We start from the raw sequence: 6,994 nt of genomic DNA, 5'->3' as shown, positions 1-6,994 counted from the left end.
CCGCGCCCGCGGAGGGCGGTGCCGGTCCGCAGCCGGCCCAGGCGCCGAAGGAGGCCGCCGCACCCGGCCGGAGCAGCATTCTGGCGGATCTGCGGGGCGGGTGGACCGAGTTCCGCAGCCGTACCTGGCTGTGGGTCGTGGTCGCCGGCTTCGGCGTGATCAACGCCTGCCTCAGCGGCGGCATGTCCGTCCTCGGACCGGTGGTCGCCGACGACACCGTCGGCCGCCGCGCCTGGGGTTTTGTGCTCGCCGCGCAGACCGTCGGCATGGTGCTCGGCGCCGTCGTCGCCATGCGGATCAACGTGGTCCGGCTGCTGCGGTTCGGCGTCTTCTGCACCGCCTTCGAGGTTCTGCCGATGCTCACCCTCGGCATCGCCCCGCATCTCGGGTTGCTGCTGGCGGCGGCGTTCCTTGCCGGCCTCGGCATCGAGCAGTTCGCCGTGGCGTGGGAGACGACGATGCAGGAGCACGTCCCCGCTGACAAACTCGCGCGCGTCTACTCGTACGACATGGTCGGGTCCTTTGTCGCGATCCCGGTCGGTCAGGTCCTGGCCGGGCCCATCGCCGGGGCCGTCGGCGTCGAGCCGACGCTGGTCGGCGCGGCCGCCCTGATCGGGCTCGCGGTCGCCGGCATGCTGGCCGGCCGGGACGTGCGTAACCTGCGGCACCACCGGCCGACGAGCCCGGAGCCCGTCGCGGCCGACATGGAAGAATCGGCCCGGTGAGCATTCCGAACGTCCTCGCCAGCCGCTACGCGTCCGCCGATCTCGTCGACCTCTGGTCGCCGGAGGAGAAGATCCGGATGGAGCGCCGGCTGTGGCTCGCGGTCCTGCGGGCCCAGCGCGATCTCGGCGTCACGCTTCCGGACGGGGTCGTCGAGGCGTACGAGGCAGTGGTCGACGATGTCGACCTCGCGAGCATCGCGGCACGGGAGCGGGTCACCCGGCACGACGTGAAGGCCCGCATCGAGGAGTTCAGCGCGCTCGCCGGGCACGAGCACATCCACAAGGGCATGACCTCGCGTGACCTCACCGAGAACGTCGAGCAGTTGCAGATCCGGGCCTCGCTGGAGCTGGTGCGCAGCCGGATCGTCACCACGCTGGCCCGGCTCACCGAGCGCGCCCTCGAGCACAGCGACCTCGTGCTCACCGGACGGTCGCACAACGTCGCGGCCCAGGCGACCACGCTGGGCAAGCGGTTCGCGAGTGCGGCCGAGGAGCTGCTGATCGCGTACGAGCGCCTGGACGATCTGCTCCGCCGTTATCCCCTGCGCGGCATCAAGGGTCCGGTCGGCACCGCCGCCGACCAGCTTGACCTGCTCGACGGCGACGCGGACAAGCTGGCCGAGCTGGAGCGCAAGGTCGCCGCGCATCTCGGCTTCGAACGGGTGCTGACCAGCGTCGGCCAGGTCTACCCGCGGTCGCTCGACTTCGACGTGGTGTCCGCCCTGGCCCAGGTGGTGGCGGCGCCGTCGTCGCTGGCCACCACGATCCGCCTGATGGTCGGCCAGGAGCTGGTCACCGAGGGTTTCAAGGCCGGTCAGGTCGGTTCGTCGGCGATGCCGCACAAGATGAACACGCGTTCGTCGGAACGGGTCAACGGCCTCGCGGTGATCGTCCGCGGTTATCTGTCGATGGTCGGGGAGCTGGCCGGCGACCAGTGGAACGAGGGTGACGTCTCCTGCTCGGTCGTGCGCCGGGTGGCCCTGCCGGATGCGTTCTTCGCCACCGACGGCCTGTTCCAGACGTTCCTGACCGTGCTCGACGAGTTCGGTGCGTACCCGGCGGTCATCGCCCGCGAGCTGGACCGCTTCCTGCCGTTCCTCACCACCACCAAGCTGCTGGTCGCCGCCGTGCGCAAGGGCGTCGGCCGAGAGGTGGCGCACGAGGTGATCAAGGAACACGCGGTGGCGGTGGCCCTGGCGATGCGGGAGAAGGGCATCGCCGAGAACGATCTCTTCGACCGGCTGGTGGCCGACGGCCGGCTGCAGCTGTCGCGGGCCGAGATCGACGCCCTGGTGGCGGACCGGGCGGCCTTCGTGGGTGCGGCTCCGGCCCAGGTCCGGGCGGTGGCGGAACGGGTGGCGGCGATCGTCGCGCAGCACCCGGAGGCGGCCAAGTACACGCCTGCGGCCATTCTCTAGAACGTGATGCCGTCAGGGGGCGGCGGAGCTGGTCTCACCGCCCCCCGACGGAATTCTCAGACGCCCGCGACCGAGGTGATCCACGCCCGGTTGTAGGCGACGCTGCCGTAGTACTGCCGGCTCTGGCCGTCCGCCGTGGAGGCGACGCCGACCTGCGCGCCGTTGTAGACCTGCGGGCCGCCGGAGTCGCCGCGCCACGCGTTGCCGTTGATCGCGGTGGAGCCGATCGCCCGGCCGCCGTACGCGTCGGTCTGGTTGGTCGAGGTGACCCGGACCGAGGCGGTCTTCAGCGTCGTCGAGGCGCCGCAGCCGCTGTAGCAGGTCTGGCCCCAGCCGTAGAGCGAGTTGGTCGAGCCCACCGGCGGGTACGCGCTGGACAGCGGCATGTACGTGGTGGAGACCGAGCTGCTCAGCCGCATCAGGGCGAGGTCGTTCTGGGTGGTGGTGGAGCTCACCGTACGGGTGACCCCGCCGGACGTGCGGCTGACGCTGCCGACGCGCACCGACATCGAGCCGCTGATGCAGTGCCGGGCGGTCAGCACGTAGTTGGCCGAGATGATCGTGCCGGAGCAGGTGAAGCTGCCGTTGCTGAAGACCGCGGCGGCCCAGGGCGCCGACGCGACGGTGCTGCCGCCGATGATGAGGTCCGGTCCGGGCTCCACGGCACTGGCGGCGGCGGGGGCGGCCAGGATGCCGGTCAGGGCGGTGGCCAGAGAGGCGACGACGATGCGGATGCGCACGCCGGGCTCCTTCCGAAGGTCTGTCGATGGGGGGATGCATCGAACTTGATCGACTGAACGCTATGACCTGGGCCACCCGGGGACAAGACTCCAATTGACACCTATCACCGTGTGATGGGGGAGGTCGCGGACGGTGAGCCGGCGACACCGTTGGGTGATCTTGTCGTGGCGGAGATCACGGTCGAGATTCGCTGCTCAGCGGCCCTCGCGTCGGCCTGCCGACACCGGCCGATGGGTCGATCGGGAGTCGTACAAGGTAGGCTTTGGCCGCTCGCCCCTTAGAGGGCCACCCAACTGCGCACCTACACAGTCAGGAGTGCCCGTGGCTCGCGTCGTCGTCGACGTCATGCTCAAGCCGGAGATCCTCGATCCGCAGGGCCAGGCAGTCGCCAACGCGCTGCCACGGCTCGGGGTCAGCTCCATCTCCTCCGTACGCATCGGGCGCCGCATCGAGATCGAGTTCGACGGTGAACCCGACCTCGAGACGGCCCGCGAGATCGCCGACAAGCTGCTCGCCAACCCGGTCATCGAGGACTTCTCGATCCGGGTCGACGAGCCTGCCGGTGACGCCGCTCTCGAGAGCGCGTGACCATGCGGATCGGAGTCGTCACCTTCCCCGGTTCGCTCGACGACGGTGACGCGGCCCGCGCCGCGCGCATCGCCGGCGCCGAGGCCGTCCGTCTCTGGCACGGCGACCCGGACCTGCACGGCGTCGACGCCGTGGTCCTGCCCGGCGGTTTCTCCTACGGCGACGCCCTGCGCTGCGGCGCGATCGCCCGGTTCGCCCCGGTCATGGAGACCATCGCCGACGCGGCCCGCGGCGGCCTGCCGGTGCTCGGCATCTGCAACGGCTTCCAGATCCTCTGCGAGGCCCACCTGCTGCCGGGCGCGCTCACCCGCAACCAGCACCTGCACTTCCGCAACCGCGACCAGCACCTGCGCGTCGCCAGCACGTCGACGGCCTGGACCAACGGCTTCACCGAGGGGAGTGAGATCCTGATCCCGGTGAAGAACGGCGAGGGCTGTTACGTCGCGGACGAGCGCACCCTGGACGAGCTCGAGGCCGAGGGCCGGATCGTCGCCCGCTACACGCGCGGCAACCCGAACGGCTCGCAGCGCGACATCGCCGCGATCACCAACGCGGCCGGCAACGTGGTCGGCATCATGCCGCACCCGGAACACGCGGTGGAGGCGCTGACCGGTCCGTCGCTCGACGGCCTCGGCTTCTTCACCTCAGCCCTGCGGTACCTGGCCGGGTCGGCCGCGGGCGGGCAGCTCACAGGGGGAGCCCAGCGATGACCACCCAGCACGACACGGCGACCAGCGGCGCGACAGCGCCCCCGGAGGTGCCGCAGCAGCCGGCCAGCGCCAAGCCGAGTGGCTTCGCCGCCACCGACGTGCTGATCAACCAGTTCGACGGGGGACCTGACACCGTCGAGCGGGCGCTCAACACCGGCGACGAGCTCCAGCCGCACACCGAGCTCGGTCTCAAGGACGACGAGTACGACCGGATCCGGCAGATCCTCGGCCGCCGTCCGACCGCGTCCGAGCTGGCGATGTATTCGATCATGTGGAGCGAGCACTGCTCCTACAAGTCGAGCAAGGTGCACCTGCGCCAGTTCGGCGAGAAGGCCCCGAAGAACACCAGGATGCTGGCGGGCATCGGGGAGAACGCGGGCGTCGTGCAGATCTCCGACGAGATCGCCGTCACCTTCAAGGTCGAGTCGCACAACCACCCGAGCTTCGTGGAGCCGTACCAGGGTGCGGCCACCGGCGTCGGCGGCATCGTCCGCGACATCCTCGCCATGGGTGCCCGCCCGATCGCGGTGATGGACCCGCTGCGCTTCGGTGCCGCGGACCACCCGGACACCGCGCGGGTGCTGCCCGGCGTGGTCGCCGGCATCGGCGGCTACGGCAACTGCCTGGGCCTGCCCAACATCGGCGGCGAGATCGTCTTCGACCCCTGCTACCAGGGCAATCCGCTGATCAACGCGCTGAGCATCGGCGTCATGCCGGTCGAGCGCCTGCAGCGCAAGGAGGCAGCCGGCGTCGGCAACGTCGTCGTGCTGCTCGGCGCCCGCACCGGGCGCGACGGCATCGGCGGTGTCTCCGTGCTGGCCTCGGCGACCTTCGACGAGGGCGCCGAACAGCGCCGCCCGTCGGTGCAGGTCGGCGACCCCTTCATGGAGAAGCTGCTGATCGAGAGCTGCCTCGAGCTGTACGACGCGGGCCTGGTCGTCGGCATCCAGGACCTCGGCGGCGCGGGCCTGACCTGCGCGCTCACCGAGACCGCGGCGGCGGCCGGCACCGGCATGCGGGTCTACCTCGAGCGGGTGCCGCTGCGCGAAGCCTCGATGTCGCCGACCGAGATCCTGGCCAGCGAGTCGCAGGAGCGGATGCTGCTGATCGTCGCGCCGGAGAAGCTCGACGAGGTGCTCAAGGTCGCCGAGAAGTGGGGCGTCTGGGCCACCAACATCGGCGAGGTCACCCCCAGCCAGACCGACGGCCAGCCCGGCCGCCTGGTGATCAGCTGGAACGACCACATCGTGGTGGACGTGCCGCCCGGCTCGCTCGCCGACGACGGCCCGGTCTACGCCCGGCCGATCCGCGAGCCCGCCGACCTGATCCTGCTGCAGGCCGACCGGGCCGAGACGCTGCCGCGTCCGTCCACCCCGGACGAGCTGCGCGAGACGCTGCTGCGCATGATCGCGTCGCCGAACCTGTGCGACAAGAGCTGGGTCACCGAGCAGTACGACCGGTACGTGCTCGGCAACACCGTGCTCGCCCAGCCCGAGGACGCCGGCGTGCTGCGCATCGACGAGCGCACCGGGCTCGGCGTGGCGCTGTCGGTCGACGGCAACGGCCGTTACACCCGGCTCGACCCGTACGAGGGTGCGCGGCTGGCGTTGGCTGAGGCGTACCGCAATGTCGCCGTCACCGGCGCCGAGCCGATCGCTGTCACCGACTGCCTGAACTTCGGTTCCCCCGAGGACCCGGCCGTCATGTGGCAGTTCGCCGAGGCCGTCCGCGGCCTGGCCGACGGCTGCCAGCAGCTCGGCATCCCGGTCACCGGCGGCAACGTCAGCTTCTACAACCAGACCGGTGCCGCCGCGATCCACCCGACGCCGGTGGTCGGCGTGCTCGGCATCCTCAACGACGTCGCCCGCCGCACGCCGATGGGCTTCCCGCCGCCGCCGACCGCGGAGGGCGACCTGCTCTTCCTGCTCGGCGACACCGAGTGCGAGCTGTCCGGCTCCGAGTGGGCGTGGGTCACCCACGGCCACCTGGGCGGCCGCCCGCCGAAGGTGGACCTGGCGCACGAGCAGGCGCTGGGCCGGCTGATGGCGCAGGCCTCGGAACGCGAGCACATCGTCGCGGCGCACGACCTCTCCGACGGCGGTCTGGCCCAGGTGCTGGTCGAGTCCTGCCTGCGGCGCAACGTCGGCGCGCGGATCAAGCTGCCGGAGCACGACACCTCCGTCACGCCGTTCGTCTGGCTGTTCAGCGAGTCGGCCGGACGTGCGCTGGTCGCGGTGCCGCGCGGTCACGACAAGGCCTTCGTGGCGCTGGCCGCGGAGCACAACGTGTCCTGCGTGCAGATCGGCGTCACCGCGGAGGAGCCGGTCCTCGACCTCCACGACCAGTTCTCCGTCGGGCTCGACGAGCTGCGGGCGGCCTTCACGGCCACGATGCGCAACCTCTTCGGCGGACCGGCCGAGGGCGTCACCCGGCAGATCGCCGCCGTGGTGGAAGCCGCCGAGCTCTCCGCGAAGGAGCAGGCCGAGCCGGCGCAGCCGGCCGCGGAGGACAACGCGGCCGGGGACGACCGGGGCACGGGACCGTCGGTCACGCTGGAGATCAGCGAGCCCGCCCATCCGGCCTCCGGCCCGGCCGACGAGGTCGCGGACCTGCCGAGCCGTTCCGACACGGACGACGCCGCGCAGGCGGGCGGTCCGATTGAGGCTGAGCAGGCTGCGCCGGCCGTGACGGAGCCGACGAAGCCGGACGACGAGCCGGAGTCCAAGGCCTGACAACGCGCGGCAACCGCCGCACCGAGCAACGATCAGCGCGCCACGGCTGGGCACCCGCCCGGACGTGGCGCGCTGTCGTG

Annotated in this window: 5 protein-coding genes and 1 pseudogene; 5 read left to right on the top strand and 1 reads right to left on the bottom strand. The window is 71.4% G+C overall.

All coding sequences use genetic code 11. The annotated features are described in order from the left end of the window. A pseudogene (locus tag AB0C29_RS26235) lies at positions 1–725 on the top strand (MFS transporter); the annotation flags it as partial. Further along, the gene (gene purB, locus AB0C29_RS26230; RefSeq protein WP_360825143.1) at positions 722–2,143 is read left to right on the top strand and encodes an adenylosuccinate lyase; all 1,422 of its coding nucleotides are present in this window, start codon (positions 722–724) and stop codon (positions 2,141–2,143) included. The pseudogene AB0C29_RS26235 and the gene purB, both read left to right, overlap by 4 nt. A gap of 56 nt (positions 2,144–2,199) precedes the next feature. Here the strand turns inward: purB and AB0C29_RS26225 are convergent, their stop codons facing one another. After that, entirely contained in the window at positions 2,200–2,883 is a 684-nt protein-coding gene (locus AB0C29_RS26225) for a trypsin-like serine protease (protein ID WP_360825140.1), read from the bottom strand. A 322-nt stretch (positions 2,884–3,205) separates the two neighbouring features. Between AB0C29_RS26225 and purS the strand changes: the two genes are divergently transcribed. The 3 genes from purS to purL are packed head-to-tail and all read left to right on the top strand — an operon-like array spanning position 3,206 to position 6,914. Beyond that, positions 3,206–3,472 carry a phosphoribosylformylglycinamidine synthase subunit PurS gene (purS, locus tag AB0C29_RS26220; protein WP_360546940.1) on the top strand — a complete coding sequence of 89 codons (267 nt, stop codon included), beginning with the start codon at positions 3,206–3,208 and terminating at the stop codon, positions 3,470–3,472. Beyond that, the gene (gene purQ / locus AB0C29_RS26215) at positions 3,469–4,182 is read left to right on the top strand and encodes a phosphoribosylformylglycinamidine synthase subunit PurQ (RefSeq protein WP_360825137.1); all 714 of its coding nucleotides are present in this window, start codon (positions 3,469–3,471) and stop codon (positions 4,180–4,182) included. The genes purS and purQ overlap by 4 nt, the downstream gene beginning before the upstream one ends. Next, positions 4,179–6,914, top strand: coding sequence for a phosphoribosylformylglycinamidine synthase subunit PurL (gene purL, locus AB0C29_RS26210; RefSeq protein ID WP_360825134.1), 2,736 nt, complete (start codon positions 4,179–4,181; stop codon positions 6,912–6,914). The genes purQ and purL overlap by 4 nt, the downstream gene beginning before the upstream one ends. Positions 6,915–6,994: the final 80 nt, after the last annotated feature.

This window comes from Actinoplanes sp. NPDC048791 (genome assembly GCF_040650095.1).
In the GTDB taxonomy this organism is placed as follows: domain Bacteria; phylum Actinomycetota; class Actinomycetes; order Mycobacteriales; family Micromonosporaceae; genus Actinoplanes.
This window is presented reverse-complemented; position numbering and strand designations above follow the sequence as displayed.